Annotated in this window: 19 protein-coding genes and 2 pseudogenes; 4 read left to right on the top strand and 17 right to left on the bottom strand. The window is 70.2% G+C overall.

All coding sequences use genetic code 11. The annotated features are described in order from the left end of the window. Positions 1 to 33: 33 nt before the first annotated feature. From ACFYZ8_RS15275 to ACFYZ8_RS15260, 4 genes are all read right to left on the bottom strand, one after another. Positions 34 to 1,050 (bottom strand): LacI family DNA-binding transcriptional regulator, encoded by a 1,017-nt coding sequence (locus tag ACFYZ8_RS15275; RefSeq protein WP_388532802.1) that lies wholly within the window; start codon positions 1,048 to 1,050, stop codon positions 34 to 36. Between the two features lie 131 nt (positions 1,051 to 1,181). Continuing rightward, the gene (locus ACFYZ8_RS15270; RefSeq protein ID WP_388532800.1) at positions 1,182 to 2,840 is read right to left on the bottom strand and encodes an NAD-dependent malic enzyme; all 1,659 of its coding nucleotides are present in this window, start codon (positions 2,838 to 2,840) and stop codon (positions 1,182 to 1,184) included. A 116-nt stretch (positions 2,841 to 2,956) separates the two neighbouring features. Continuing rightward, positions 2,957 to 4,609: an amidohydrolase gene (locus tag ACFYZ8_RS15265; RefSeq protein WP_388532797.1), complete on the bottom strand. Its 1,653-nt coding sequence runs from the start codon at positions 4,607 to 4,609 to the stop codon at positions 2,957 to 2,959. 22 nt (positions 4,610 to 4,631) lie between these two features. Then, positions 4,632 to 6,140: an APC family permease gene (locus ACFYZ8_RS15260; RefSeq protein WP_388532795.1), complete on the bottom strand. Its 1,509-nt coding sequence runs from the start codon at positions 6,138 to 6,140 to the stop codon at positions 4,632 to 4,634. Between the two features lie 142 nt (positions 6,141 to 6,282). Here ACFYZ8_RS15260 and ACFYZ8_RS15255 point away from each other — a divergent pair, with 142 nt between their 5' ends. Both ACFYZ8_RS15255 and ACFYZ8_RS15250 read left to right on the top strand, forming a co-directional pair. Further along, on the top strand, positions 6,283 to 6,987 hold the full coding sequence (locus ACFYZ8_RS15255; protein ID WP_388532792.1) for a TetR/AcrR family transcriptional regulator: 705 nt from the start codon (positions 6,283 to 6,285) through the stop codon (positions 6,985 to 6,987). Between the two features lie 343 nt (positions 6,988 to 7,330). After that, positions 7,331 to 8,257, top strand: coding sequence for a hypothetical protein (locus tag ACFYZ8_RS15250; protein WP_359031202.1), 927 nt, complete (start codon positions 7,331 to 7,333; stop codon positions 8,255 to 8,257). Positions 8,258 to 8,279: 22 nt separating this feature from the next. Here the strand turns inward: ACFYZ8_RS15250 and ACFYZ8_RS15245 are convergent, their stop codons facing one another. From ACFYZ8_RS15245 to ACFYZ8_RS15225, 5 genes are all read right to left on the bottom strand, one after another. Further along, positions 8,280 to 9,404 carry an SGNH/GDSL hydrolase family protein gene (locus ACFYZ8_RS15245; protein ID WP_388532790.1) on the bottom strand — a complete coding sequence of 375 codons (1,125 nt, stop codon included), beginning with the start codon at positions 9,402 to 9,404 and terminating at the stop codon, positions 8,280 to 8,282. Between the two features lie 317 nt (positions 9,405 to 9,721). After that, positions 9,722 to 10,162, bottom strand: coding sequence for a VOC family protein (locus tag ACFYZ8_RS15240; RefSeq protein ID WP_359031200.1), 441 nt, complete (start codon positions 10,160 to 10,162; stop codon positions 9,722 to 9,724). 30 nt (positions 10,163 to 10,192) lie between these two features. Continuing rightward, complete coding sequence (locus ACFYZ8_RS15235; protein ID WP_388532788.1) at positions 10,193 to 11,092, bottom strand: amidohydrolase family protein; 900 nt, start codon at positions 11,090 to 11,092, stop codon at positions 10,193 to 10,195. Positions 11,093 to 11,235: 143 nt separating this feature from the next. Beyond that, the gene (gene pgm / locus ACFYZ8_RS15230; RefSeq protein WP_388532786.1) at positions 11,236 to 12,876 is read right to left on the bottom strand and encodes a phosphoglucomutase (alpha-D-glucose-1,6-bisphosphate-dependent); all 1,641 of its coding nucleotides are present in this window, start codon (positions 12,874 to 12,876) and stop codon (positions 11,236 to 11,238) included. A gap of 196 nt (positions 12,877 to 13,072) precedes the next feature. Then, positions 13,073 to 14,383: a glucuronoxylanase gene (locus ACFYZ8_RS15225; RefSeq protein ID WP_389049825.1), complete on the bottom strand. Its 1,311-nt coding sequence runs from the start codon at positions 14,381 to 14,383 to the stop codon at positions 13,073 to 13,075. Between the two features lie 473 nt (positions 14,384 to 14,856). Between ACFYZ8_RS15225 and ACFYZ8_RS15220 the strand changes: the two are divergent. Next, positions 14,857 to 14,985: pseudogene (locus tag ACFYZ8_RS15220) on the top strand (TetR/AcrR family transcriptional regulator); the annotation flags it as partial. Between the two features lie 281 nt (positions 14,986 to 15,266). On the opposite strand, the pseudogene ACFYZ8_RS15215 reads toward ACFYZ8_RS15220, so the two are convergent. The 5 genes and pseudogenes from ACFYZ8_RS15215 to ACFYZ8_RS15195 form a co-directional block, all read right to left on the bottom strand. Further along, positions 15,267 to 15,587, bottom strand: a pseudogene (locus ACFYZ8_RS15215) (LLM class flavin-dependent oxidoreductase); the annotation flags it as partial. Beyond that, positions 15,566 to 15,745: an LLM class flavin-dependent oxidoreductase gene (locus ACFYZ8_RS15210; protein ID WP_388532779.1), complete on the bottom strand. Its 180-nt coding sequence runs from the start codon at positions 15,743 to 15,745 to the stop codon at positions 15,566 to 15,568. The pseudogene ACFYZ8_RS15215 and the gene ACFYZ8_RS15210, both read right to left, overlap by 22 nt. Before the next feature lie 31 nt (positions 15,746 to 15,776). Beyond that, a complete protein-coding gene (locus tag ACFYZ8_RS15205; protein WP_388532776.1) occupies positions 15,777 to 16,301 on the bottom strand; it encodes a MerR family transcriptional regulator in 525 nt (174 codons plus the stop codon). A gap of 31 nt (positions 16,302 to 16,332) precedes the next feature. Next, the gene (locus ACFYZ8_RS15200) at positions 16,333 to 17,358 is read right to left on the bottom strand and encodes an MDR family NADP-dependent oxidoreductase (RefSeq protein ID WP_388532774.1); all 1,026 of its coding nucleotides are present in this window, start codon (positions 17,356 to 17,358) and stop codon (positions 16,333 to 16,335) included. A gap of 145 nt (positions 17,359 to 17,503) precedes the next feature. Beyond that, positions 17,504 to 19,156: a rhamnogalacturonan lyase B N-terminal domain-containing protein gene (locus ACFYZ8_RS15195; RefSeq protein ID WP_388532771.1), complete on the bottom strand. Its 1,653-nt coding sequence runs from the start codon at positions 19,154 to 19,156 to the stop codon at positions 17,504 to 17,506. A gap of 423 nt (positions 19,157 to 19,579) precedes the next feature. Between ACFYZ8_RS15195 and ACFYZ8_RS15190 the strand changes: the two genes are divergently transcribed. Beyond that, entirely contained in the window at positions 19,580 to 21,535 is a 1,956-nt protein-coding gene (locus tag ACFYZ8_RS15190) for an amino acid transporter (RefSeq protein WP_388533748.1), read from the top strand. Positions 21,536 to 21,698: 163 nt separating this feature from the next. On the opposite strand, the gene ACFYZ8_RS15185 is transcribed toward ACFYZ8_RS15190, so the two are convergent. The 3 genes from ACFYZ8_RS15185 to ACFYZ8_RS15175 form a co-directional block, all read right to left on the bottom strand. Then, positions 21,699 to 22,316 (bottom strand): TetR family transcriptional regulator, encoded by a 618-nt coding sequence (locus ACFYZ8_RS15185; RefSeq protein WP_388532768.1) that lies wholly within the window; start codon positions 22,314 to 22,316, stop codon positions 21,699 to 21,701. 121 nt (positions 22,317 to 22,437) lie between these two features. Beyond that, positions 22,438 to 24,735 carry a LamG domain-containing protein gene (locus ACFYZ8_RS15180; protein WP_388532765.1) on the bottom strand — a complete coding sequence of 766 codons (2,298 nt, stop codon included), beginning with the start codon at positions 24,733 to 24,735 and terminating at the stop codon, positions 22,438 to 22,440. Positions 24,736 to 24,836: 101 nt separating this feature from the next. Continuing rightward, positions 24,837 to 25,772, bottom strand: coding sequence for a hypothetical protein (locus ACFYZ8_RS15175; protein WP_388532763.1), 936 nt, complete (start codon positions 25,770 to 25,772; stop codon positions 24,837 to 24,839). Positions 25,773 to 25,778 lie beyond the last annotated feature (6 nt).

Genomic DNA, 25,778 nt, shown 5'->3' with positions numbered 1-25,778 from the left:
GGCCAGGCGGTCGAACTGTAGTCGGAGAGGGCCTCAGGAATCGGCGCGGGGTACGGCGGTGCTGTGCCGTACGACGAGTCGCGGCGCGATCTTCTGCCGCTCCGACGGCTCGCCGCCCACCATGCGGACCAGCAGGTCGATGGCGCTGCTGCCGAGGTGGACGAAGTCCTGCCGGACCGTGGTCAGGGCGGGCACCAGGTACCCGGCGCCCTTCATGTCGTCGAAGCCGACGACCGACACGTCCCGCGGCACCTGCACGCCCCGCTCGGCGAAGGCCGCGAGCACGCCCATGGCCATCTGGTCGTTGCCCGCGAAGACCGCGGTGGGCGGGCCTGCGTCGGCGTCGCAGAGCGCGTGGGCGAGGCGGAAGCCGCTCTCCGCGCTGAAGTCGCCCTCCAGCAGGGCTCCTTCGGCGGACGCGGCGGTGAGTTCGGCCTGCCAGCCTTCGACGCGGGCCCGGGCGTCGAAGGTGCGCAGCGCACCCGTGAGGTGGGCGATGTGGCGGTGTCCGAGGCCGAGGAGGTGCCGGACGGCGAGACGGGCGCCGAGTTCCTGGTCGACCTCGACGAAGCTCACGGCGGGGTCGGGCACGCCGCCGGACATCACCACGGCCACCGGCACCCCCAGGGAGAGGCCGGACAGCGTCTCCACGACGCCGGGCCGGTCGGCGACGACGGCGATCGCCTCCACCGACTGGTCGGTGAGCCGTTGCAGTGTCTCCATGAGGTCGCCTGCGGTGCTCTCGCCCTGTCTGCTGGCCAGGCTCACCCAGTAGCCGGCCTGCTTGGCGGCCGTCTCGACGCCCAGGAGGATGCGCGGCAGCTCGAACAGTTCCGAACCGACGATCACCACGCCGATCGTCGAGGAGCGCCGGCTCTTGAGGGCCCTGGCGACGCTGTTGCGGCGGTATCCCAGCTTCTGGATGGCCGCCTCGACGCGGGTGCGGGTCTCCGGCCGGACCGACGGATGGCCGTTGATGACACGGGAGACGGTGATGTGCGAGACGCCGGCCTCCCGGGCCACGTCCATCATGCCTGGCGGCCGGTCCATGTCACCCGTCCCTCTGCACCCTCTGCGTCAACCCCGGCAGGCTGCCCCGCGCCCACCGCCGATACTGTCACAGCCTCCGGGCCGGACCGGCGTCCCGGAGGCGTGCGGCGCAGTGGTGATCGGGCGGCAGGTCAGGACAGGTACCGCGGTGTCCACTGGGTCTTCTCGACCGCTTCGCGCAGTTCGTCCTCGGTGGCCTCGGGGGCGACGCCGTCCTCGACGGCGGCCTTGGCCACGGCCAGGGCGATCTCGCGGGCCGCGTCCCGCATGCTCGACAGCGGGGGCAGCAGCGGGGTCGCCCCGTCGCTGCCCGCCCGTACCGCGCAGTCGCCCACGGCCCGGGCCGCCGCGACCATCATGCGGTCGGTCACCCGGGTGGCCCGGCAGGCGGTGACCGCGAGGCCGACGGCGGGGAAGACGTAGACGTTGTTGGCCTGGGCGACCGGCACCTCACGGCCGTCCACCTTCAGCGGCGGGAAGGGCGAGCCGGCGGCGATCAGCGCCCGGCCGTCGGTCCAGCGGGCCAGATCGGCCGGCTCAGCCTCGGCGTTCGAGGTCGGGTTCGACAGCGGCAGGATCACCGGCCGGTCGCAGGCTCCGGCCATCGTCCGCACGATCTCCTCGGTGAACGCGCCGTGCGCCGTGGACAGTCCGATCAGCACCGTCGGCTTCACCTCGCCGACGACTTGGGCCAGATCGGGGGTGTCCCCGCCCCACTGCCGTACCTCCGCGTCGTCGCGCGCGTAGACCCGCTGTTCGGGTGTGAGGTCGGTGCGCGAGCGCACCAGCAGGCCGTCGATGTCGACGAACCAGAAGCGGTCGGCCGCCTCCTGCTCGGACAGGCCCTCCTCCACGAGCGCGGTACGGATCATGTCGGCGACCCCGACCGCGGCCGACCCCGCGCCGAGGACCACGATGCGGTGGTCGGTCAGGGCGGATCCGGCGACCTTCGTGGCGGTGGACAGCGCGCCCAGTGCCACGGCCGCGGTGCCCTGGATGTCGTCGTTGAAGGTGAGCAGCCGGTCCTGGTACCGGCTGAGGATGGGGCGGGCGTGGGCGGTGGCGAAGTCCTCCCACTGCAGCAGGGTGCCGGGCAGTTCCGCCTCCACGGCCGAGACGAACGCCTCGATCATCTCGTCGTAGGCCTCCCCGGTGACGCGGTGCTGCCTGCGGCCCAGATAGTGCTCGCCCGCCAGCAGGTCCTCGTTGTCGGTGCCCACGTCGAGCAGGATCGGCAGGGTGCGGGCGGGGTGGATGCCGCCGATCGCGGTGTACAGGCTCAGCTTCCCGATCGGGATGCCCATACCGCCGACGCCCTGGTCGCCCAGGCCCAGGATGCGCTGGCCGTCGGTGACGACGATGACGTCGACCTCGCCGCCCGGCCGGTTGCGCAGGATCTCCCGGAAGCGGTGCCGGTCCTCGTAGGTGAGGAACAGACCGCGCGGCCTGCGGTAGATCTCGCTGAAGCGCTGGCAGGCCTCGCCGACCGTCGGCGTGTAGACGACCGGCAGCATCTCCTCCATGTGCCGGGTGAGCAGGCCGTAGAAGAGCACCTCGTTGGTGTCCTGGAGCTGGCGCAGGTAGATGTGCCGGTTGAGCGGCTTGTCGTACCCGAGGAACGCCTCGTACGCCCGGTCCGCCTGCTCTTCGAGGGTCTCCGTCGCCGGTGGGAGCAGCCCGTCCAGGCCGAGTGCGGCGCGCTCCTCGGGGCTGAAGGCGGTTCCCTTGTTGAGCAGGGGGTCGGCGAGGAGGGCGGTTCCTCGCACACGGTCGGGGCTGGGTGTTGCCATGGCGTTCCTCGGGTCGACGGGCATGAGGGACGGTCAGCGTGCACAGCTGTCCCATCAGCATCCCTACTGCCCCGTCTCCCGATACCGCATTCACCGGCGCCGCCGGGACGGCTCACTCAGGCGTCCGGCGCCGTGTGGACCCGCCGGCCTTCGACGAAGGTCTGCAGGACGCGGGTGGCGGCGATCTCCTCGCGCGGGCCCGCGAACGGGTCACGGTCCAGGACGACGAGATCGGCCGCCTTGCCCACGGCGATGGTGCCGGTGATGTCGTCGAGGTGGTTCACATGGGCGCTGCCCGCCGTGTACGCGGCGAGGGCGGTGCCCAGGTCCAGGCGCTGGTCCGGGAGGAAGGCCGGGGTGCCCTCGGGGGCGTCGGGGGTGATCCGGTTGACGGCGACATGGATGGCCTGGAGCGGGTCGGGGCTGCTGACCGGCCAGTCGCTTCCGGCGGCCAGGGTGGCGCCCGCGCGCAGCAGATCCGCGAAGGGGTACTGGCGCGCGCCGCGTTCGTCGCCGAGGAAGGGCAGGGTCAGTTCGTCCATCTGCGGTTCGTGGGCGGCCCACAGCATCTGCAGGTTGGCGCTTGCGCCGAGGGCGCGGAACCGGGGGATGTCGTGGGGGTGCACGACCTGGAGGTGGGCCAGGTGGTGCCGGGTGTCGCGCCATCCGTTGGCCGTGCGGGCGGCCTCCACGGCGTCGAGGGCCTCACGCACCGCGCGGTCGCCGAGCGCGTGGAAGTGGACCTGGAAGCCGCAGGCGTCCAGGTCGGTGACGTACTTGTTCAGGTCGTCGGGCGCGACGAAGCTGATGCCGCTGTTGTCCGAGGAGCAGCCGCAGCCGGTCAGGTAGGGGTCGAGCATCGCGGCGGTGTGGTTCTCCGCGATGCCGTCCTGCATGACCTTCACGGTGGTCGCGCGGAACCGGCCCCGGTTCAACTCCTCGCGGCGGGCGAGGAGTTCGGGGATCTGTTCGGCGCCGCGCTCGCGGTCCCACCACAGGGCTCCGACGACCCGGGCGGTGAGCAGGCCCCGGTCGAGTGCCGTGAGGTAGGAGGGTGCCGGGTCGGTCATGTTGGCGTACGCGCCGACGATGGCGTCCTGCCAGGCGGTGACGCCGTGGGAGTGCAGTACGGCCTGCGCCCGGAGCAGGGCCGTGAGCTGCTCCTCGGGGGTGGGGTCCGGCACCAGTTTGCCCACCAGGTGGACGGCGCCCTCCTGGAGCATGCCGGTGGGGTTGCCGTCGGCGTCGCGTTCGATGCGGCCGTCGGCGGGGTCCGGCGTACGGGCGTCGATGCCGGCGCGTTCCAGGGCCCGGCTGTTGACCCAGGCGCCGTGGTGGTCGCGGTTGGGCAGGAAGACGGGCCGGTCGGGGACGACCGCGTCGAGAGCGGCGGCCGTGGGGGCGCCGCCGGGGAACGCCTCCAGGGACCAGCCGCCCCCGGTGATCCACTCGGCGTCCGGGTGCTGGTCGGCGTAGGTCCTGATCCTGCGCAGGTACTCGGCCGGGTCGACGGTGTCGGCGAGGTGGCACAGGCCGAGTTCGAGGCCCGCGCCCTGCGGGTGGACGTGGGCGTCCTGGAAGCCGGGGAGCAGCAGCTTCCCGGCCAGGTCGACGACTTCGGTGCGCGGGCCGATCAGCTCGTGCACCTCGTCGTGGCCCACGGCGGCGATCCGCCCGTCGCGCACGGCCACGGCGGTGGCGCGGCTGCGGGCGGGATCGACGGTGTGCACGGGACCGCCGGTGAGGACGAGGTCCGCGGTGTGTGACATGGGGGTGGGCTCCAGAGGGGGGTCAGACCGCCGTACGGTCCATCGGCAGGGTCAGGGACTCGGCGTCGGTGCCGCGGCCCGTGGTGAAGTAGGGCGAGTGCCGCACGTACTTGGCGACGGCGGCCATGCCGAGGCCGGCGAGGACGATGGCGGCGGGCAGCGAGAACATGAACCAGCCGTTGTCCGGGCTCAGTTCGAAGTGGTCGCTCATGGTCAGGTACGAGTATCCGAGGTAGCCGCCGAGGCCGAGCAGGATCAGGCCGGACACGGCGGGCACGCCGATGGCCAGCAGCGCCTCCCGTGGTCCCTCGTGGCGCGCGGAGCGGAAGCGTGCGGCGCAGGCGAGCGCGGTGAGGCCGTAGTAGAGGGCGACGATGAGGCCGATGGCGTTGACGGCGGCCAGCAGCATGTCGCTCAGCTTGGGAATCGCGACGGCGAGCACGGCGATCACGGCGGCGATGGACATCACGACGACCGTGCCGGCGGCGGGGGTGCCGTAGCGGGGGTGGACGCGGGTCCACACCGGTCCCATCGTGCGGTCGCGGCTCATGGCGAACAGGCCGCGTGCCGTGGGGATCAGGGTGGCCTGCACGGAGGCGACCGCGGAGAACATCAGCGCGACCAGGGGCAGGGTGGCCCAGGGCTCGGCGGCCAGTTTCTCGCCGAGGTACGGGAGGGCCTGGGGGCCGTTTCTGACGAGTTCGGCCAGGCTCATCTCCCGTTGGAAGGCGATCGAGGCGAAGAGGAACAGGCCGAGCATCGCGAAGAGGGCGATGAGGCCGCCGCGGGCCGCGTCGCCCGGGCTCTTCGTCTCCTCGTTGACGCTGAAGGCCGCGTCCCAGCCCCAGAAGAAGAACACCGCGAGGACCATGCCCTGGGCGAAGGCGGTGCCGCTGGAGATCTCGAAGGGGTTGAACCAGGACAGCGAGACAGCGTGGTCGCCGGTGATCAGGGCCCAGCCGCAGAAGGCCAGCAGCACGGCGTACTCGAAGACCAGGAGGGCGAACTGGAAGCGGGTGGCGGCCCGCACCCCGGTGACGGCGAGCGCGGTGAGCGCGAGGAGGACCACCAGTCCGACCCCGGTGGTGACCCCGGTGGACGTCGGATCGAGGGCGATCCCGGCGACGCTGTGCAGTCCTGCCTTGTTGGCGAAGGCCAGGACGACCGAGCCCATGATCGCGCTGGTGTAGGCGCAGAAGATGACCGAGCCGACCAGGGTGACCCAGCCGGTCAGGAAGCCGGGCCAGGGGCCGAGGGACCTGCCGACCCAGACGTAGCCGTTGCCGCAGTTCGGCTCGGAGCGGTTCAGGCGGGCGTAGGCGGTGGCGATGCCGAGGACCGGCAGGAAGGCCAGGAGCAGCAGGGCCGGGGCGTGGAGGCCGACGATGGTCGCGATCGTGCCCATGCCGATGGCGATGCTGGTGGTGGCCGCGGTGCTGGACGCGGCGATGGCCACGCCGTCGACCACGCCGAGGGAACGGCGCAGATCCGGGCCCGGTGCGGAGGAGGAGGGCGGTGGTGTGGCGGACATGGAGGGCTCCTCGGGGACGGGAGACGGGGAAGAGCCGCGCGGTGAGCTGATGGAACAGCCGATGTCCACATTGGGTCAACCCTGTTGACGTAAGGCCGCCGGGGGTCGTTCACTGAGGAACCCCGGCGAGAGGAACCCGGTCATGTCCAGCCGCGTCCCGCAGGAGCGCCGACGCCGGCGGCCCACCCGCTCCGGAGTCCTGCTGTCCGAGGACCTGATCGTCGAGACCGCTCTCCGGCTGATCGGCGAACACGGGCCCGAGGCACTGAGCGTGCGCCGGCTCGGGGCGGCGCTGGGCTGCGATCCGACGGCCCTCTACCGCTACTTCCACGACACCGACGACCTGGTGCTCGCCATCGCGGACCGGATCATCGGCGACGCGATGGCGGGGTTCGTCCCCGGGGACGACTGGGTGGCCTCGCTGCGCGAGATGGCCCTGCGGGTCCGCGCCGGATACCTCGCCCATCCGCGGGCCGCTGCCCTGGCCGCGCACCGGGTGACGCGGCGCAGGAGCGAGATCCGGGCGGTGGACACGGGGATCGGCCTGCTGCTGTCGGCGGGCTTCGAGCCGGCCGCCGCCGCACGCCTGTACCTGGCCTTCATCGACACCGTGCTCAGCCACGCGGCCACGGACGCGGCGTTCCTGGCGCTCCCCCGGCAGCAGCGCGAGGCCGACCAGCGGGCGTGGCGGGACGTCTACCAGGACCTGGACCCGCGCACCTACCTGGCGCTGACGGCCGTACGCCGCGAGCTGCCGGGGATGGCGGACGGTTCGTTCGAGGAGGCGGTCGAACTCCTGCTGGAGGCGTTGGCGGCGCGGGCACCGGAGCGCAGGACCGCTACGTGATCGGTGATTCCGGCGCGGCTGTTCTTCGCGGGGTTTCCTGAGAGCGGCCGATAAGCATCGCAGGCCGCGGACCGCGCCGTGGGCCAGGCCACGGCCAACTCGCCGTGACCAGGCCCACGTTGAACGGCGTGCCGCCGGATCGGGCCGGAACCCGGGGTCGCACGACGGACAGTACGGCGGACAAGTGGCGCGAATACGACGTACGCCCCTCGCGCGCACCGCACCCCTCGGACATCTGCGCAGGAGCATCACACAGGCTGCACACCGCCTTTCGAAAGCCTCGCTACTTTTGCCTCCGGCTCGATCCCCCGTACGAACGAGACCGGCCACGGCCATCGGGCCGATGGTGCAGTCGACTCAGGAAGACCAGATGGACTACTGCTCCTCGTGCCGTCGGCATCTCAACGGCGCCCTGGCGTGTCCCGGATGCGGCGCCTACGCCCCGGACATCGCTCCCCCCGCCCACATCTACGCGACGACGGGCGCGGCGGCAGCGGCCTGGGACGAAGCGCCCACGTGGCACGACGCGGGCCTCCCCGAGGAGCCGGCCGCGGGGGCGACCGACCCCGCTCTCCCGTCCGAGGACGTGGCGGACGCGCCGGTGACGACCGAGGGGCGGGCCGCACGGCGCCGTCAGCGGGCCCGCTGGAAGAAGAACCAGCGCAAGGCCGTCGTCGCGACCGCCGTCGCGCTCGTCGGCGGCGGTCTGACCGTCTCGGCGATGAACCAGCAGACCGGCGCCAAGGCCCAGGCGGCCACCTCGCCGGACAACCGGTCCATGGGCGTGTCGGAGTTGCCCACCTCGGGCGACGACCTCCAGGCGTCGACGCCCGGCACGGCACGGCAGGCGTCCACGACCGCGCCCACCACGACGCCCGCCTCGCACCGGCGGACGTCCGGCTCGGCGTCCACCACGACCGGTTCGTCGGTCCACATGGACTCCGCCGCCTCCCCCGCGCCCACGGCGACGGCCGCGTCACGGTCGCAGTCCCGGACGACGCTGTCGACGTCCGTCGCGGCGGGCGTCAACACCGGGGGTACGACGGGGACCACGACTGCGACCGGCTCCACCGGTTCCACCGGCACGTCGGCGTCGACGGAGCAGAGCACTTCGTCGTCCACGGACACGGGCAGCTCGGCGAACACGGGTACCAGCACGAACTCGGGTACGAGCACCGGCACGAGCAGTGGCAGCTCGCAGACGACCTCGTCGTCGTCCGCGACCGATCCGTCCGGGCTGTGTGTGCTCAACCTGCTCTGCATCAACTGACACCGGGCCTGCGTCCGGTCGGCTACCAGCACAGGGGAAGCGTGGCGAGGCGGTCGTCGAGCAGTCCGGAGATGAGGCGGTGGTCCCTCGCGGAGGGATGCCAGTCGCAGCCGAGGTGGTCCAGGGCGGGGTCGTCGTAGTACCAGTAGCCGACCCGTTCGTCGCCCCGGGTGTTGCGGGTCCGGGCGATCCCTTCGACGGTCTCGGCGAAGGGACTGGCGCCCAGGGCGGTGGCGCTGACGAGGAGGAAGGTCTGCGGGCCGTAGCGGGCGCGCAGTGTGTCGAGGAAGCCGTGGTAGGCCGACTCGTAGGCGGCGACCAGTTCGGCCTGCGTGCTCCAGCGCTCGCCCGGATTCAGGGGTGTGGAGAAGTCGTTGAGCCCCAGTCCGATGACGACGACCTGCGGCCGCCAGTCGGCCGGCTTGTGCCAGACGTCGCCCTCCACGCCGAGCAGGGCGCGGTCGTAGTAGGTGCGGAAGTCGGTGCCGGGGCTGCTGCCGTTGTAGTTGCGGACCATGCCGCGGCCGGAGAACGCGTTGATCTGGTAGTCGGCGCCGAGCCCCCGGGCGGTGAGGGCGCCGAAGGAGATGTCGGAGTTGGTGTTCCGGTCCACTCCGCCGTTGCCCGAGCAGTCACGGGTGCCGGAGACGTCGCCGTAGCCCGCGGTGTTGGAGTCTCCGATGAACTCGATCTGCCTGCGCCGGGCCGGGGGCGCGGCGAGGATCGCACCGCCCGCGGCGGCGACGAATCCGCCGAACCGGCCCTCGCTCCAAGCGCTTTCGGTGCGCTTGACGAGCCGTACGCGATGCTCGGCGTCGGGGAGGCCGTCGATCCAGGCGGTGGTCCGGCCCGGGGTCACGAGGGTGGTCGTGGTCCTGCCGTCCACCTGGACGTCGTAGTCGTTGACGGAGTCGTCGAGGACGATGCCGACGCCGGTTCCGCGGAAACGGGCCTCGAAGTAGATGCCGGGCCAGCTGTAGCGCACGAACCCGTCGGCGGCCGCCTTGACCCGGCCGGCCGTGTGGAACCTGGTCGAGGCGGTGCCGGACGCCCGCGAGGGGGCGGCGACGGCGGCGACCAGGCCGGCGGCGGTCGCGGTCACCAGAGTTCTGCGGGATAAGCGACGGGGCGGAGGGGTCTGATGCATGGGGCCATCCTCGGGTCGTGGGGGACGGTCGGGGCCTGGTGCGGTGGACCCCGCGATCCCCGGTAGGGCCCGTCCGGCCCGTGGGTCACGGGAGCGCTCCCACACCCCTGGCGCTGTTCAAGGTGACCGCCCCGGGCGTGCCCGTCAACCCTCCCGGCAGCATCTGGCCGCGGTCGCCGCGACCGGGGATGAACAGCCGGGCATGAGTACGGATCTTCCGGGTAGCAGGACGATGCTTGCCCGGGAAGGGCCGTCGCACCTGGGGAGGTCGAGGCGGCCCTTCCCGCATCCCCTCCGAGAGCGGTCGCCGGCGGTCCTCAGCCCAGTTCCTCGGCCAGTCCGACGACGATGCCCTCGGGGCCACGGACGTAGCAGAGCCGGTAGATGTCCTCGTACCGCACGATCTCGCCGACGAGTTCGGCGCCGTGCGTGCGCAGCCGGGCGACGACGTCGTCGATGTCGTCGACGGCGAACATGATGCGGCGGATGCCCAGCGTGTTGGTCGGCGCGTCCGGCGGTGCCCCCTCGACCGCCTTCGGTGTGTGGAACCTCGCCAGTTCGACGCGGCCGTGGCCGCCCGGGACGCGCAGCATGGCGACGTCCTGGCGGACGCCGTCGAGCCCGATGATCCGTTCCACCCAGCGGCCTTCGACGGGCGAGGTGCCCTCCAGTTCCATGCCGAGTTCGACGAAGAACGCGACGACGGCGTCGAGGTCGTCGACGACGATGAGGACGTTGTCCATCCGGCGGATCGTCATGCTGGGTCTCCCTGATGTGGCGGGACGGTGTCATACGCCGAACAGGCTTCTCGCGTTGTCGTGGCACACGGCCCGCAGCCACTCCGGTCCGAGATCCAGCCGTTCCAGCGCGTGGAGCTGGTGCAGGTAGGGGTAGGGGATGCTGGGGAAGTCGGAGCCGAGCAGGATGCGGTCCCCGAGCGCGGCCAGCCGGGGCAGGGCCTGGCGCGGGAACGGCATGAAGCCCTCGGTGAAGTCGGTGAACGCCATCGTCGTGTCCAGGCGCACCTGGTCGTACCGCTCGGCGAGGTCGAGGAACTCCTCGTACTCGGGCATGCCCATGTGCGCGACGATCAGCCGCAGCCTCGGGTGCCGGGCCAGTACCCGCGCGATGGGTTCCGGGCCCGTGTGCTTGCCGGGTGCGGGCCCGGAGCCGCAGTGGATCACCACGGGGACGCCCGCCTCGGCCAGCAGCCCCCAGGCCCCCTGGAGGAGCTCGTCGGCCGGGTCGTATCCGCCCACCTGGACGTGTGCCTTGAACACCCGCGCGCCCGCTTCGACGGCCTCACCGACGTAGGTCTCGACGTCCGGCTCGGGGTGGAGGGTGGCGGTGTGCAGACAGTCGGGGGTGCGGCGGGCGAAGTCGGCCGCCCAGTCGTTCAGCCACCTGGCCATGCCGGGCTTGTGGGGGTAGAGCATCGCGGTGAAGGCCCTGACCCCGAACCCCCGCAGCAGGGCCGTTCTCTCCGCCTCCTCCTTCCGGTAGGTGATCGGCCATCCCCGTCCGCCGAGCAGCGGCCCGTTGGTGTCGAAGTAGTCCCAGACCTTGCGCAGGACCCGCTCGGGCATGAAGTGGGTGTGGACGTCGATCAGGCCAGGCAGCCCCAGTCGGCCCCAGAAACGACGGACCTCACCGGCCTCCTCGTTCGTCGCCACGTCGCGATCGCTCATGTCGCCCACGATCGTCCCCGGTGAGGGGCGCGGCGACCCTTTCCGCAGGGGGCGCGCTGAGGGATCCGTCACACGGGAAGGCCCGCGGCCGTGAACTGTCACGACCGCGGGCCGGAGACGCTGCCCGGTGCCCGGTGCCCGGCTCAGGCTCCCAGCGCTGTCAGCACCACGGACCTGGCCTCCTCCTGGACCCGGGCCAGATGGTCCGCTCCGAGGAACGACTCGCCGTAGATCTTGTACACGTCCTCGGTGCCCGAGGGGCGGGCCGCGAACCAGGCGTTGGCGGTGGCCACCTTGATGCCGCCGAGGGCGGCGCCGTTGCCGGGTGCCTCGGTGAGCACGGTGGTGACCGGCTCTCCCGCGAGGGTGTCGGCGGTGACCTGGCGCGGGGACAGCTTGGCGAGCAGGGCCTTCTCCTCGCGGGAGGCCGGGGCGTCGACGCGGGCGTAGGCGGGGGAACCGAAGCGCTCCGTGAGCGCCGCGTAGTGCTGCGAGGGGCTCTTGCCGGTGACCGCCGTGATCTCGGAGGCGAGCAGGGCCAGGATGATGCCGTCCTTGTCGGTGGTCCACACCGAGCCGTCGCGGCGCAGGAAGGACGCGCCGGCCGACTCCTCGCCGCCGAAGCCGATGGTGCCGTCGGACAGGCCGTCCACGAACCACTTGAAGCCGACGGGGACCTCGACCAGCGTCCGGCCGAGGTCAGCGGCGACCCGGTCGATCATGCTGGACGACACCAGGGTCTTTCCGACGCCGGCCTTGGCGGGCCACTGCTCCCGGTGCGAGAACAGGTACGAGATGGCGACGGCCAGGTAGTGGTTGGGGTTCATCAGGCCCGCGTCCGGCGTGACGATGCCGTGCCGGTCGGCGTCGGCGTCGTTGCCGGTGGCGATGTCGAACCGGTCGCGCTGCTCGATGAGCGAGGCCATGGCGTACGGCGACGAGCAGTCCATGCGGATCTTGCCGTCCCAGTCGAGCGTCATGAAGCGCCAGGTGGGATCGGTGAGCGGATTGACCACGGTCAGGTCGAGCCGGTGCTGTTCGGCGATACGGCCCCAGTACGCGACCGAGGCGCCGCCGAGCGGGTCGGCGCCGATGCGCACTCCGGCGGACCGGATCGCCTCCAGGTCCAGCACGTTCGGCAGGTCGGCGACGTAGGCGCCGAGGAAGTCGTGGCGGCCGGTGCCGGGCGCGGCCAGGGCGCGGGCGTACGGGATGCGCCGTACGTCCTTCAGACCGCCGGTGATGATCTCGTTGGCGCGGTCCTGGATCCAGGAGGTCGCCTCGGAACCGGCGGGGCCGCCGCTGGGCGGGTTGTACTTGAAGCCGCCGTCGGCGGGCGGGTTGTGGGACGGGGTGACGACGACTCCGTCGGCGAGCGCCGAGGTCCGCCGCTGGTTGTGGGTGAGGATGGCGTGCGAGACCGCGGGGGTGGGCGTGTAGCCGTCGGCCTGGTCGATGAGGACGGTCACGTCGTTGGCCGCGAACACCTCCAGCGCCGTGATCCGGGCGGGCTCGGACAGGGCGTGGGTGTCGGCGCCGAGGAAGAGCGGGCCGTCGGTGCCCTGGGCGGCCCGGTACTCGCAGATGGCCTGGCTGGTGGCCGCGATGTGGTCCTCGTTGAACGCCGCCGCGAGGGACGAACCGCGGTGCCCCGAGGTGCCGAAGGCCACCCGCTGTCCGGGTTCGGCCGGGTCGGGGTGCAGCGTGTAGTACGCCGTGACCAGACGGGCCACGTCGATGAGGTCATCGGGCCCGGCGACCTGCCCCGCTCGCGCGTTCTGCATTTACCCGCTCCTCCGCAAGGGTCGACCGTTGGGTACGGGGCTCATTCTCCCCCGTCGGGGCGGTGAGGACGCGCACGGGGGCGCGGTCGCCGGGCGGGTGCCGTTCCGGCACCGCTTCACCTTCACCCGGGCCTGGGCACTGCTCGCCTGCCTGCCTGGCCCCCTCCCGCAGTCGGCTCCCCGCCCGGCGTCCGGGTCAGCGGATCACGAAGGTCATCGCGCTCCGAGCGGGCAGCGTGACGGTGAAGGAGCCGTTCGACACGCCGGCCGTGCCCTGGGAGGCGACGTTCCGGCTCGCGTCGGTCAGCCAGGACGCGACGGTGGACCCGGCCCTGTTCGCCAGCGTGAACTGCTGACTCACCGCGGTGGCCCCCTTGTTGACGGCGACGACTACCGTGGAGCCGCCGCCTCGGTACGCGGAGACGTAGACGTTCGTCGCGGGGTTCGCGGTCGCCGAGATCCGCACGTACCCGGGCCGGACGAACCTGGCGAAGTGGGCCATGGCGGCGCCCCGCTTGCTGATCGCGCCGTCCTCGCGCATGGGGCCGTAGCCGCGCCGGATGTACCACCAGATGTAGGCCTGGAACTCGGCGTCCACCATGGCGCGGTGGATGTGCTCCCCCACGTCGAGCGCCTGGGGCCACAGGTCCGCCGAGTCCGAGCTGTTGGGGTAGTAGACCTCCGTCATCCACAGTTCCTTGCCCGCCCCCTTCTGCTTGAAGAGGGGGTACGGGAAGTTCGCGAACGGTGTGCCGTAGAGGTGGGCCCCGATGATGTCCACGTTGGCGAGGGCCACCGGGTCGTTGAGGATCGGGTCCGACATGTTCTTCAGGTACTGGAAGGACTCCGGCGCGATGACCCTGGTACTGATCGAGCCCGCGTTCTCCCGCAGGAACCGGACCATTTCGGCGGGAGTCCACCACGTCCAGTCCTGCGCGTAGTCGGGCTCGTTCTGCACCGAGATGCCGTACAGGTTCACCCCGTTGTTCCGCAGGTACGTGGTGAAGTCGTTGAGGTGCTGGGCGTAGGCGCCGTACATGTCGTACCGGAGGCGGCGCGCGTCGGTCTGGCTGCCGCGGACGAAGGTCTCGACCATGGCGGCGGGAGGGTTCCACGGTGACGCGATGACGGCGGCCCCGAGTTCGGCCGCGCGCTTCGCCGTCGCCAGATCGCGGTTCCAGGCCGCCCGGTCCTCGGGCACGGGGATCCTCAGCAGGGTGAACCCCAGCTGTCCGTCGCCGGTCCCGAACGCCATGTCGCGCTGGGCCGGCGTGAGGTCGCCGATCCAGGCCGCGTGACTCATGCCGCCGAAGCCGCGGATCGTCTGCCGCGTCGCCGACGGGTCGATGACGGCCGTGGCGGCGGCGGTCGCGGCCCCGGCGTCCGACGCCGTCGCGACCGGTGCCGTGGCGGTGAGGACGGGCAGCGCTCCCATCGTGGCCAGGAGGGTCCTCCGGCTCGGCGATCTCCGCTCCCCGCCCAGGGACTCGTGCCGACTCTGTGTCATGTCTCCTCCTCTTGGCTGCTGGCCTGACATCGATGGGAGCGCTCCCATCAATCAGGGGTGACCGCACGTACGTGCCGTTTCCGGCGGGAGATGCTCGGGAGGTGCTGGAAGGTGCTGGAAGGACCAACGTTGTTCGACATCATGAACGGTGTCCAAGTGGCGGACCTGACGAAAGGTAACGACGCCACTTGGCACGGTCAAGCCTTCCGGCGCCTACATGTCCATGGCAGGCCCCGTCTTCGAACTCCGCCATGGTGACCGTGACTTCGCCATCGTCACCGCCGCTCGTGCAGGTGACGAACACGGCCGGCTGTCGAGCGCGTCGAGCCCGTCGATCAGCGCCTTGGTCACGTCCTCCGTCGTGGCCGTGCCGCCGACCTCGCGGGTGAGGATGCCCGCACCGGTCGTGCCTCGATGGCCTTGTTGAGGCGGGCCGCCTGGCCGCCGACCGCGGCTTCGCCGACGTCCTGACCATGACCTTCCCCGCCGCCGAGGCGCTGGAGGCCCGGCGCGCCGAGGCGTACAACCGGCTGCTCGAAATCATCACCCGCGCCAAGAACACCGGGCACCTGCGCCAGGACTTCACCCACCAGGACGTCGTCATCCTGCTCATCGCCAACGCCGGAGTCGTCACCGCCACCGGTGACGCCGCCCCCGACACCTGGCGCCGCCTGATCAGGTCGGAACGGCTCTGCGAGCCCTCCAGCTTCGGCCTCGCCAGGATGAACTCCGGTAGCCGCTGGTCGAGTTCGAAGGCCGACGGCTCGGTCTCGAACACGGCGGCCAGCCGGCGCAGCCCGTACTCCGGGACCCGCAGCTCGTCGAACTGCCGCGCAAGCGCCCGCGTTTCCTCCTCGGTCGACCCGATGTACGCGACGATGCCCGGCAGGACGATGACGCCGTCCGGGTCGCGCCCCGCGGCCCTGGTCCGCGCCTTGATGTCCGCGTGGAAGGCGGTCGCGCGCTCGTACGTCGTGTGGGCGGTGAAGATCGCCTCGGCGTGGCGGGCCGCGAAGTCCTTGCCGTCCTCGGAGGACCCGGCCTGGACGAGCAGCGGGTAACCCTGCGGCGGACGCTCGACGTTGAGCGGCCCGGCGACCTTGAAGTACCTGCCCTGGTGGCCGAGTGGGTGCAGCCGTGCGGGTCGGCGTAACGCCCGGTGCCCCGGTCGGCGACGACGGCCTAGGACTCCCAGCTGTCCCACAGTGCTTTGGCGACCTTCAGGAACTCGTCGGCCCGGGCGTAGCGTTCGGCGTGGTCGGGGCGGTTGTCGAGGCCGAAGTCGGCGGCCTCGTCGGCCCCGGCCGAGGTGACGATGTTCCAGCCGGCGCGGCGACGGGTGAGAGGCTCCAGCGGAGGCATGACGAGATGCAAGCACGTGGTACGGAACGTGTCAACGGGCCTGCCGCGCAGGGTGGTTGGGGCCGCCGCAACGCGTGACAGTCGGTTCGCTGTTCCGCGTCCGCCCCACCGGGTGGCCCGCTGCCAGGGCCGACGCCGACCCCCTCGGGGCCAGGCCGACGAGTTCGCCTACCAAGGCGCTGAACCGCTCGTCGAGGTGGTCGGCGAGACGGTCACGCAGCTCCGTCAACCGGCTGATACGGGCGTCCAGTTCGGCCAGTCGCCGGATGGCCACCTGAGGGACGACACAGTCGACCGCGCCGGGGCCCGTGCGAGGCGGAGTCGCCTTCGGGCGGTCGGGCACCGCGTCGAGGATGTCGATGAGGAGACGCACATCGCCGATGGTGAGACCGGACTCCAGCAGTTCACGGACGGCGTGCAGTCGGCGTACGTCCTCCTCGCTGTACTTCCGCTGTCCCGACGACGTACGCCGTGCCGTGATCAGGCCGCGCTGCTCGTAGTAGCGCAGGGTACGTGTGGTGACGCCCACGGCTGCCGCCACGTCGCCGATGCGCATTCCGTCCTCCAGGAGTCGGGGGGTCCAGCGACTACAGGTCCACGACCACCGTGCCGATGTGGCGTCCTTCGAGCAGTTCCATGAGGGCGCGGGGTGCCTGGTCGATTCCCGACAGGCGCGTGTGCGGGACGGTGATCGTGCCGTCGCGGAGTGAACGGCCGAACGCCTCCCGGTATTCCGCCAGCGCGTCCCGGTGGTGCGTGCCGTTGATGCCGCGCAGCTGGATGCCCCGCAGTATGAGCGAGTAGGCGTCGATCTCGACGGGCGCCGCGATCTCGCCCCCCACCTGTGCGGAGAGCATGCCGATCAGGCCCACCCGGGCACCGGGGCGGGCGAGGGCGAGGGCAGCCCGGAGTTGTTCCCCGCCGACGTTGTCGACGACCGCGTCGAGGCCCTCGGGGGCCGCTTTGCGCAGCTGTTCCTCGAAGGGAGCGGCTCCGCGCAGCACCACCGCGTCGTACCCCAGCACCTCGACCAGGTAGTCGGCCTTGTGCTGTGAGCTGGTGCTGCCGATGACCCGGCCGGCCCCGCGAAGACGGGCGAACTGCCCGGCCAGGGTGCCGAGTCCGCCTGCCGCCCCCGAGACGAAGACCGTGTCCCCCTCGCGCACCTCGGCCCCCCGGACGACACCGATCCAAGCGGACGGCCCCTGCGAGAGATGCGCCACCAGGTCCGGCAGGACCGTCAGGTCGACGGGCTGCACGGCGCTCGTGTCCACGACCGCGTACTCACGGAACCCCGCCCAGTGCGACACGAGGTCACCAGGGCGCAGTTCCCCGCCGTCGGGGGCCGTCACCACCTCGCCGACGGCGGGGGCCGACAGTGGCCGGCCCACCTCGAACGACGGCATCGGCATTCCGGCGTCGCCCCTCATCAGCGTGCGCAGTGAGGCGGCGACACTCATCAGGCGGTTGCGCACCAGCGCCTGCCCGGGCCCCGGCTCCGGGACGGGGGCCTCTGTCACGGTGAAGTGGTCGGGGCTGAGGGCGCCTTCGGGACGGGAGGCGAGACGGACCTCGCGATGAGTGGCGGGCACGGTCGACGGGGACAGGGACATCTGCGGCCTCCTGAGTGGTCGTGTCGGGGCCGCACACCAGGTGCGGCGCCCACCGACGTTAGGAGTTGACGCACGCGTCAAGGTCAAGCGGAACGGGCCCCCTTGCCGGTAGGGGATGCGGGCGCGGTCCACAGTCCGTTGCGGATCAGGCCAGCAGATCGATCGCGTCGAACGACAGGCTGGGGCTGAGGTAGCCCCCGCCGCCGGCCGACCCGCTGTTCACATCGACGCGCACCGTGTTGGTCCCGCTGACCAGTGCGGAGGACGGGACGACGTATTCGTACGTGTGATTGTTGCCCCGGTAGCTGCCGACGGTGAGCGTGCGCGTGCTCGGCTCGGTCGCGGCGGACGGGAGCGTGGACGTCCAGGTGCCGTTGACGGTGATCTGGGGCCGGCCGCCCGCCTTCGCGGAGGTGGTGCCGATGCGCAGGGTGCGGTCGGCCGCGGCCTGGGCGGCGGTCAGGGGGAAGGAGATCAGCAGGCCGTTGTTGATCTCCTTGAACTGGTAGGCGGGCCAGTCCGCGGCCGTGGACGTGCCGACGACATACGTGCCCGTCGCCCAGGCGCCGGCGCGCGAGTCGGAGGGGTGTGCGTGGGTGACGAGGGAGGCGTTGCGGAATCCGGAGGGGGTGCCGTTCCAGTCGCCGATGCGCCAGATGGCGGCGTCGGTGCTCGGGTCGGCCGTGATCGTGCGGGTGTGGACGGTGGTGGCCGTGCCCGCCGTCACGGTCACGCTCTCGGTGTGGACGGCGAGTTCGCCCTTGTAGACGGTGAGGGTGTACGTGCCGGGCAGCACGCCCGCTATGCCGTACTTCCCGGTGGCGGCGTCCACCGTGGTCCAGTACTGGGCGTCGGTGTTGGACAGTCCGACGACGTACGGGTAGGCGGTGTCGCGTCCCGCCACACCGTTGCCGACGACGCGGCCCCGGCCGCTCGTGGCCGTCCAGCCGGTGAGGCCGAGGGCGTCGACCCAGGCGGTGTTGTTCCGCCCGGCCACGGCGGTGGTCGGCGCCGAGCCGTCGGTGAAGGCGAGGACGTACGGTCCGTGCAGGCCGTAGCGCTGAGCCTCGGTCTGCGTCTCGGCGTAGTAGAGGTGCTCGTACAGGCCGTACCCGCTCTCGTTGCCGTGGCGCAGCAACTGGCGGAGGAACGGACCGCCGGAGTCCTTCTCCTTGTTGGAGCGGACGACCCAGATGCCGAGCGAGGTGGCGGTGAAGCCGACGTAGTCGTAGTCGATGGTCCGCAGGTTCGAGTAGTGCTTGGCGCGGGTGGTGCCGTCGGTCTTCCGGAAGATGTCGGCGGACTCGATGACCGTGTCGGAGTTGGACCAGGTGTCGGACGAAGTCAGCGGGAACAGGCCGGGGTTGAGGCGCGCGATGTAGCGGCTGGCGGTGACGGAGTCGTCGGCCTTGTAGGTGAAGAGGTAGATGTTGTCCTCCCCGCTGCGGGCCGCGTAGTAGTGGATGAGCGTGCCGTGGGCGACGGTGATGAGCACGACCCCGGACGACGGCTGGGAGATCGTTACGGTCGAGGCGCCGAGGCCGGTCTCGACCTGGGAGTTCTTGCCGTCGTAGCCCTGGTGCTCGGTGCCCTTGTAGACGAAGGAGACGAGGTCGCCGTTGGTGTGGTTGACCTTGAAGACGAGGTTCGCGCCGGTGTTCACGACGTAGTTGGTGCCGTCGTCGCTCCAGCCGAAACCTGACGCGGCCCGGGACGTGCCGGGGGCCGCGAGCGCGAGGGCGGCTCCCGCGGTGCCGACGATGAAGGCGCGGCGGGGCAGACCACTGACGTGCGACATGGGATGGCTCCTGGGGGGTGATGCGAGTGATGATCACCAGCGTGCGGGGAACGGGAGGGCGTGCGCGACGGGCGGCGGCGGATCGCCACGTGGATGTCATATGGCGTCACATTCCGTCTCACATGGCGGGATTCGACGACGCGTCCGACCGTATGGGAACTGTTCCTGCCCGTCACATGGCATTTGTTGGTCACGATCGACAGCATCGGCTGGGCGTCATGGGCAGCTGAGCCGATCGCACCTGACCAGATCGGTAGTGGCATGTCCCGCCGTCCTCGGCCTACTCAGATACCTCAGTGCCGGATGAGGTATCCGGTGCCGCATACGCGATGATCGCTGGTGCCATGGGCGGCTCCGGCCGCCGTTTCAATGATCAAGCAGCGGAAGGACAACGGGGACATGAGTGAGGCGAGTCGGCCGGTGATGCCGGAGACGGTGGACAGTCCCGCCCTGCGGGCCGAGCCGACAGGCAGGGCGGCGCGGTGGATGCTGCGTCACCGGGTGCAGCCGGTGGGACCCGCGGCCGGTGAGAGTCATGCCGAGCCGCATGCCTGGTGGAAGGTCATGTGCCTGACCGGCGTCGACTACTTCTCCAGTCTGGCCTACGTACCGGCGATCGCCGCCGTGGCCGCGGGAGCCGTCTCCCCCTTGGCGACACTGCTGATCGTGGCGTTGACGCTGCTGGGGATGCTGCCGATGTACCGCAGGGTGGCCAAGGAAAGCCCGCACGGTGCGGGGTCGGTGGCGATGCTGGAGGACCTGCTGCCCTTCTGGTGGGGCAAGCTGTTCGTACTGGTTCTGCTCGGCTTCGTCGCCACCTCGTGGATCATCACCATCACGCTGTCCACGGCGGACGCCTCGGTGCACGTGGTGGAGAACCCCTTCTTCCCCGCAGTACTGCACGGCCATGAGGTCGCCATGACGGTAGCGCTGCTGCTGATTCTTGGCGGAGTGTTCCTGCTGGGCTTCAGCGAGGCCGTCAAGGTGGCCATCCCCTTGGTCGTTGTCTTCCTCGCCCTGAACGCCATCGTCATCGGCGTGGGCGTGGCGCATGTGCTCACCGATCCCGACGCCTGGTCGGCCTGGACCGGCTCCCTCACCGACCTGGGCGGCTTCGGTGATCTGGCCCGCCCCGCCCTGCTGGCCTTCCCCCTGCTGGTACTGGGCCTGTCCGGCTTCGAAACCGGAGTGAGCATGATGCCGCTGGTGGCCGCCGACGGCGCCGATGCCGAACAGCGGCTCAAGGCACGCATCCGCAACACCCGCAAGCTCCTCACCACCGCCGCGCTCATCATGAGCGTCTACCTGCTCGCCGCCAGCTTCGTCACCACCGTTCTCATTCCCAAGGCGGAGTTCGAGCCCGGTGGCGCCGCCAACGGCCGCGCCCTGGCCTGGCTGGCCCACGAGCATGTCGGTGAGGCGTTCGGCACCGTCTACGACATCAGCACCATCCTGATCCTGTGGTTCGCCGGCGCTTCCGCCATGGCAGGACTGATCAACATCGTGCCCCGCTACCTGCCCGACTACGGCATGGCCCCCGAATGGGGACGCGCGGTACGCCCGGTCGTCCTCGTCTACACCGCCCTGTGCATCATCATCACCATCGCGTTCGACGCCGACGTCGACAAACAGGCCGGCGCCTACGCCACCGGCATCCTGGCGATGATGGTCTCCGGCGCCTTCGCCGTCACCGTCTTCGTCGCCCGCCACCGGCGGCGCGCAGCCACCACCGGATTCGCCGCGCTCACCGCGGTCCTGTTCTACGCGCTGATCGCCAACATCGTCGACAAGCCGGACGGCATCGCCATTTCCGGTTTCTTCATCCTCGGCATCATCGCCGTGTCACTGGTCTCCCGCGTCTCGCGCACCACCGAGCTGCGCGCCGACCGCCTCGTCTTCGACGAGACCGCCCGCCAGTTCATCGCCGACACCCTCGCCCACGACCAGTCCATCAACATCATCGCCAACCGCCGCCAGACCGGCGACGCCGCCGAGTACAGCGCCAAGGAACGCGAACAGCGCGGCACCAACCCGGTACCGGGCCCAGCCGACGTGCTCTTCCTTGAGATCGACGTCGTCGACCCGTCCGACTTCAGCGAGACCCTCACCGTCCACGGCATCGAAGTCGACGGCTATCGCATCCTGCGCGCCGAGGCCCCGGCCGCGCCCAACGCCATAGCCGCCATCCTGCTGGCCCTGCGGGACGGTACCGGTGTGCGGCCACACTGCTACTTCGCCTGGGCCGAAGGCAGCCCCCTGGTGCACATGATCCGCTACGTCCTCCTCGGCCGCGGCGACACCGCCCCCGTCACCCGGGAGATCATCCGCAGCAACGAACCCGACCCCGACCGCCGCCCCGGCATCCACGTCGGCGACTGAGCCCGTTCCTCCGTAGCCACGCACCGCCTTCTCCCCGGCGCGACGCCAAACCGCGGGTGCGGCACGCGACCAAGAAGTCACGCACTACGGCTCCAGATCGTTCCTGCCGTAGCCCGAGCCCGGATCCGCATCCCTGAGGTTGTGGTGGCCGGTCGCGTCCGCGTCACGGCTCGACGTCCGGTGAACCCCCCGTCGGTGCCTCGCCGTCGTCCGGGAATGGCAGTGCCAGCCGGCGGATGTTGCGGCGCAGCTGGCTCGCGTACTGCTCCTCGAAGGCCGGGGCGGAGACGTCCGTGCCGAAGATCCGGCGGACCAGTTGGGGCATGGTGACCGGCGCCGCCACCGCGCCGATGAGCAGCAGCACCACGGACGCCGGGTCGATGTCCGCCGCCAGTTCCCGGCGGTCGCGCCGGGCGTAGGTGTGCGAAAGGTCCTCGCGCTCCTCGGGCTCGTCCGGCGTCAGGTCCGAGGGGTTGGTCAGCCCGCGCCACAGACCGAGCCGCAAGGGCCGGGGGTGGGCCAGCGCGTCGTGCAGACGACGTACGACAGCCTCTTCCAGGGGGAGGTCGAGGCCGCTGAGCCCGGTCTCACTTTCCTGCCAGGCCTTCTGCAACTCGCGGTACAGGCCGAGCTTCCCGCCGAAGTAGTAGCTGATCAGCTGCTTGTTGACTCCGGCCCGGTCGGCGATTTCCTGGACCCGCGCACCGTCGAAGCCCTTGGCGGAGAACACGTCGAGGGCCGCCTCCAACAGCTGCCGACGACTGCGCTCGGCGTCGAGCACCCGATCCTCGGGGCGCGGCGCCCGCCGCCCCGCAACCTCGCCACCTCACCGCGACCGCATGGGGGGGGAGGGGCCTGGTGACCCTGGCCCCTCCCTGGATTCAGCTGGTCCCGGTCGCCTGTCAGGCCGGGGGTGCCTCCAGGAGGATCTTGCCCGGGTAGGCACTCATCAGCGGGTCGGTGACCGAGGCCGGGGCGTTGGTGACCACCATCATCTTGTCGGTCGGCCCGTTGTAGGTGACCACCAGTCCGTATGTCGTGTCGCCGTCGGGTTGGATCGCCTGGTAGACCGCCTCGGTGACCTTCTTGATCTCGGCGGCGGTGAACTGCTGGCTCTTCGCGATGGAGAGCTGGGGCCAGCTCGTCGGTGTCTGCCCGGAGGAGTCGGTCCAGTCGGTCGGCGTCTGCACGGTGAGGTCTCCGGTGTAGTCCGACGGGTAGGTGATCACCGGCCCTACGTCGGGGTCGTCGAAGTACGAGATCGCGCAGTTGTAGTCGGCCAGCTCCTGCAGCTGCTCCATGTGCTTCGCGGGCTCGTCGGCCCTGTCGTGGACCTGGGACGGGGTCAGGGCGTGGTCGTAGACGCGGAAGTCGCGCATCCGGCCCTTGAAGTACTTGTCGTTGGCGTAGAGGGACCGGCCGAGGTAGTTCGCGGTGGTCGTTCCGTTTCCGATCGAGCCCGGGGTGATGGTGACGTTGGTGTTGCGGGCCTTCTCCACGCCGTTCTCATAGAGGATGCCGGTGGTGCCGGTCTGGGTATACGTCACGTGCTCCCACGCGCCGTGCGGCAGTGTGTAGCCACCCGAGGGCTGGATGTCCTTCTTGGCCGTGTAGTCGGTGAGGGAGGCCGAGGTCCGGAAGGTGTCGCCGGTGGTGAACAGGTAGCCGTTGCCGTTGCCGTTGGTGACGTCGGTGTTGCCGAGCCCGTAGAAGAAGTACGGGCTGGTCAGGGTGTTGTCGACCCATACGTCGAAGTCGACGCTGATCGAGTTCAGTCCCTTCATGATGTTGTCCGGCATCTTGACGTAGGTGTCGGAGCCGTTGAAGCCCAGTCCCTCGTCACCACCCAGGTCGGCGGCGCCGTTGATCCAGCCGTCGCGGCCGTGGCCCGAGGAGTCGTGGGCGATCTCGCCGACGGGTTCGTCCAGCTTGTAGTCCAGCAGCAGTCCCTGGGTGGTGCCGGCTTGCGCCGGCTGGCACGCGGGCAGCGCGGAAGGGACGTCCGTGGACCTGTCGATCACGAGTTGGCCGTCGTACTGGGTGGTCAGGGGATCGGTGACCGAGGCCGGAGCGTTGGTCTGCACGATCACCCGGTCGCTCATCCCGTCGTAGTAGACGGCCAAGGTGTACGTCGTGTCGCCGTCGGGCTGTACCGCGGCGTAGACCGCTTCCTCCAGAACGCTGATCTGATCGGCCGTGAACAGTGGGCTCTTCGCGGTGGTGGGAATGGGCCAGAGCGTCGGTGTCCGGCCGGAGGAGTCGGTCCAGTCCGGCGGCCGCTGAACGTTGTCGATGTCCCCGGTGTAGTCGGACGGGAAGATGAGGACCGGGCCGATGTTGGGGTCCTCGAACGCCGCGAGCGCGTTGTTGTAGGTGGCCAGGGCCTGCAGTTCCTCCGACTGCAGCCCTGTGTCGTTGGCTCTGTCCTCCACCTCGGCCGGGGACAGTGCCTTGTTGTAGAGGCGGAAGTCGCGCATCCGGCCCTTGAAGTACTTGTCGTTGGCGTAGAGGGACCGGCCGAGGTAGTTCGCGGTGGTCGTTCCGTTGCCGATCGAGCCGGGGGTGATGGTGACGTTGGTGTTGCGGGCCTTTTCGACGCCGTTCTCGTAGAGGATGCCGGTGGTGCCGGTCTGGGTGTAGGTGACGTGTTCCCACGCGCCGTGCGGCAGCGTGTAGGTGCCGCCCAAGGGCTCGATGTGCTGTTCGGTGTTGAAGTCGCCCAGGGAGACCCCGGTCCGGAAGGTGTCGCCGGTGCTGAACAGGTAGCCGTTGCCCCTGGTGCCGCTGGTGTTGCCGAGCCCGTACATGAAGTACGGCTTGGTCAGGGTGTTGTCGACCCACACGTCGAAGTCGACGCTGATCGAGTTCAGCCCGGCCATGACATTGTTCGGCATCTTGACGTAGGTGTCGGAGCCGTTGAAGCCCAGTCCCTCGGCACCACCCAGGTCGGCGGTGCCGTTGACCGTGCCGTCAAGGCCGTGGCCCGAGGAGTCATGGGCGACCGTGCCGGCGGATTCGTCCAGCTTGTACCGCAGCAGCAGGCCGTCAGTGATGTCGGCCTGTGCCGGGGGAGCGGTCGTCAGCAGCCCGCCGGTGGCGACCAGCACGAGGGAGCAGGTGGCGACGAGACCGGTCCGCATCCGTCGGATGGGCGAGGTGACCGTCCGGGTTCTCACCCCCGGCTCGTTGTTCTTCAGCATGTGTTGCCTTTCGTGTCGGGGTGAGCCCATGGCTTCGCCGGCGGATTATTGCCGGGGTGAACCGGATGCCGCCGAAACGGAATTCTTGCGGAATTCCAGGGTCAGCGTCGGCAGAAGGTTATCGTCGAACAGCCGCGGGTGTACGGGTTCGCGGGCAGGTCGGGGACGTTCAGGTTCGAATTGAACCCGAAGTGGGAGTCCGGATCGCTCTCCGGATTGTAGAGGATCTGCGCCTGCGCGTGGAAAGGATTCCCGACAAAACGATCGAATGCGAAGGTGACGGTCCGAGGATTTACCTCGCGGTTGTCGGCATGCCCCGTCATTCGGTAGATGCGGACGCCAGTGATCGCCTCTCGCGGAATCCGGTGAACGTAGGCCCATTCGTCCTGGTAGTCGTACCGGTGAAGCTCCGCATTGCCTCGGACCTGATCGGGGACGTACAGCGCGTTCCTCGCCCACGTGGGATCGATGACGTAGACGAAGGCCTCCGCGGTAACCTGGCCGTGTTCACAGCTTTCCAGCAGGCCACGCCATGGAATGAGTCCGTATATCCAGAGCCGCCCATTGGAACAGCGTGGTTGCGCCGCCATGGAATTCAGCCGGAGCAGTCCACCATTGCGCGCGAACGTCTCCGCAATGGATCGTGTGCCAGTCGTCGGGATGTAGTTGCTGTTGCGCTCTCTGTCGCCTCGGACGTGCGAGACTATGTCGTCATTGCTCCCCCATGAGGTGAAGCCGTGGCGGAAGATGTCGTTCGGCAGGCGGGCGTCTCCGCGATACAGCTGAGTTGGGAAGCGCCTCTGGGTGACAAGATCGCTGTTTTCCAGGTTGGGGCAGGAAGACGACCCCTCTCCCGAACTGGAACCTCCAGGGCATTCGGTGATCGATACGGCCTGTGCCGGTGAGGCCGATGTCATCGACAGGAGACCTTGGAGCAGCGCTATCGCGAGGGCAACGGCGAAGAAAGCAGCGAAGGCACGCTTCCCTTTTCTGGATCTCGTCTTTCCGCGTACATGCACTGCGGTTCGCTTGAACATATGTCC

Source organism: Streptomyces sp. NPDC001668 (assembly GCF_042893155.1).
Lineage (GTDB): Bacteria > Actinomycetota > Actinomycetes > Streptomycetales > Streptomycetaceae > Streptomyces.
Note: the sequence above shows the minus strand (reverse complement) of the source record. Positions and strands in the feature narration are given on the sequence as shown.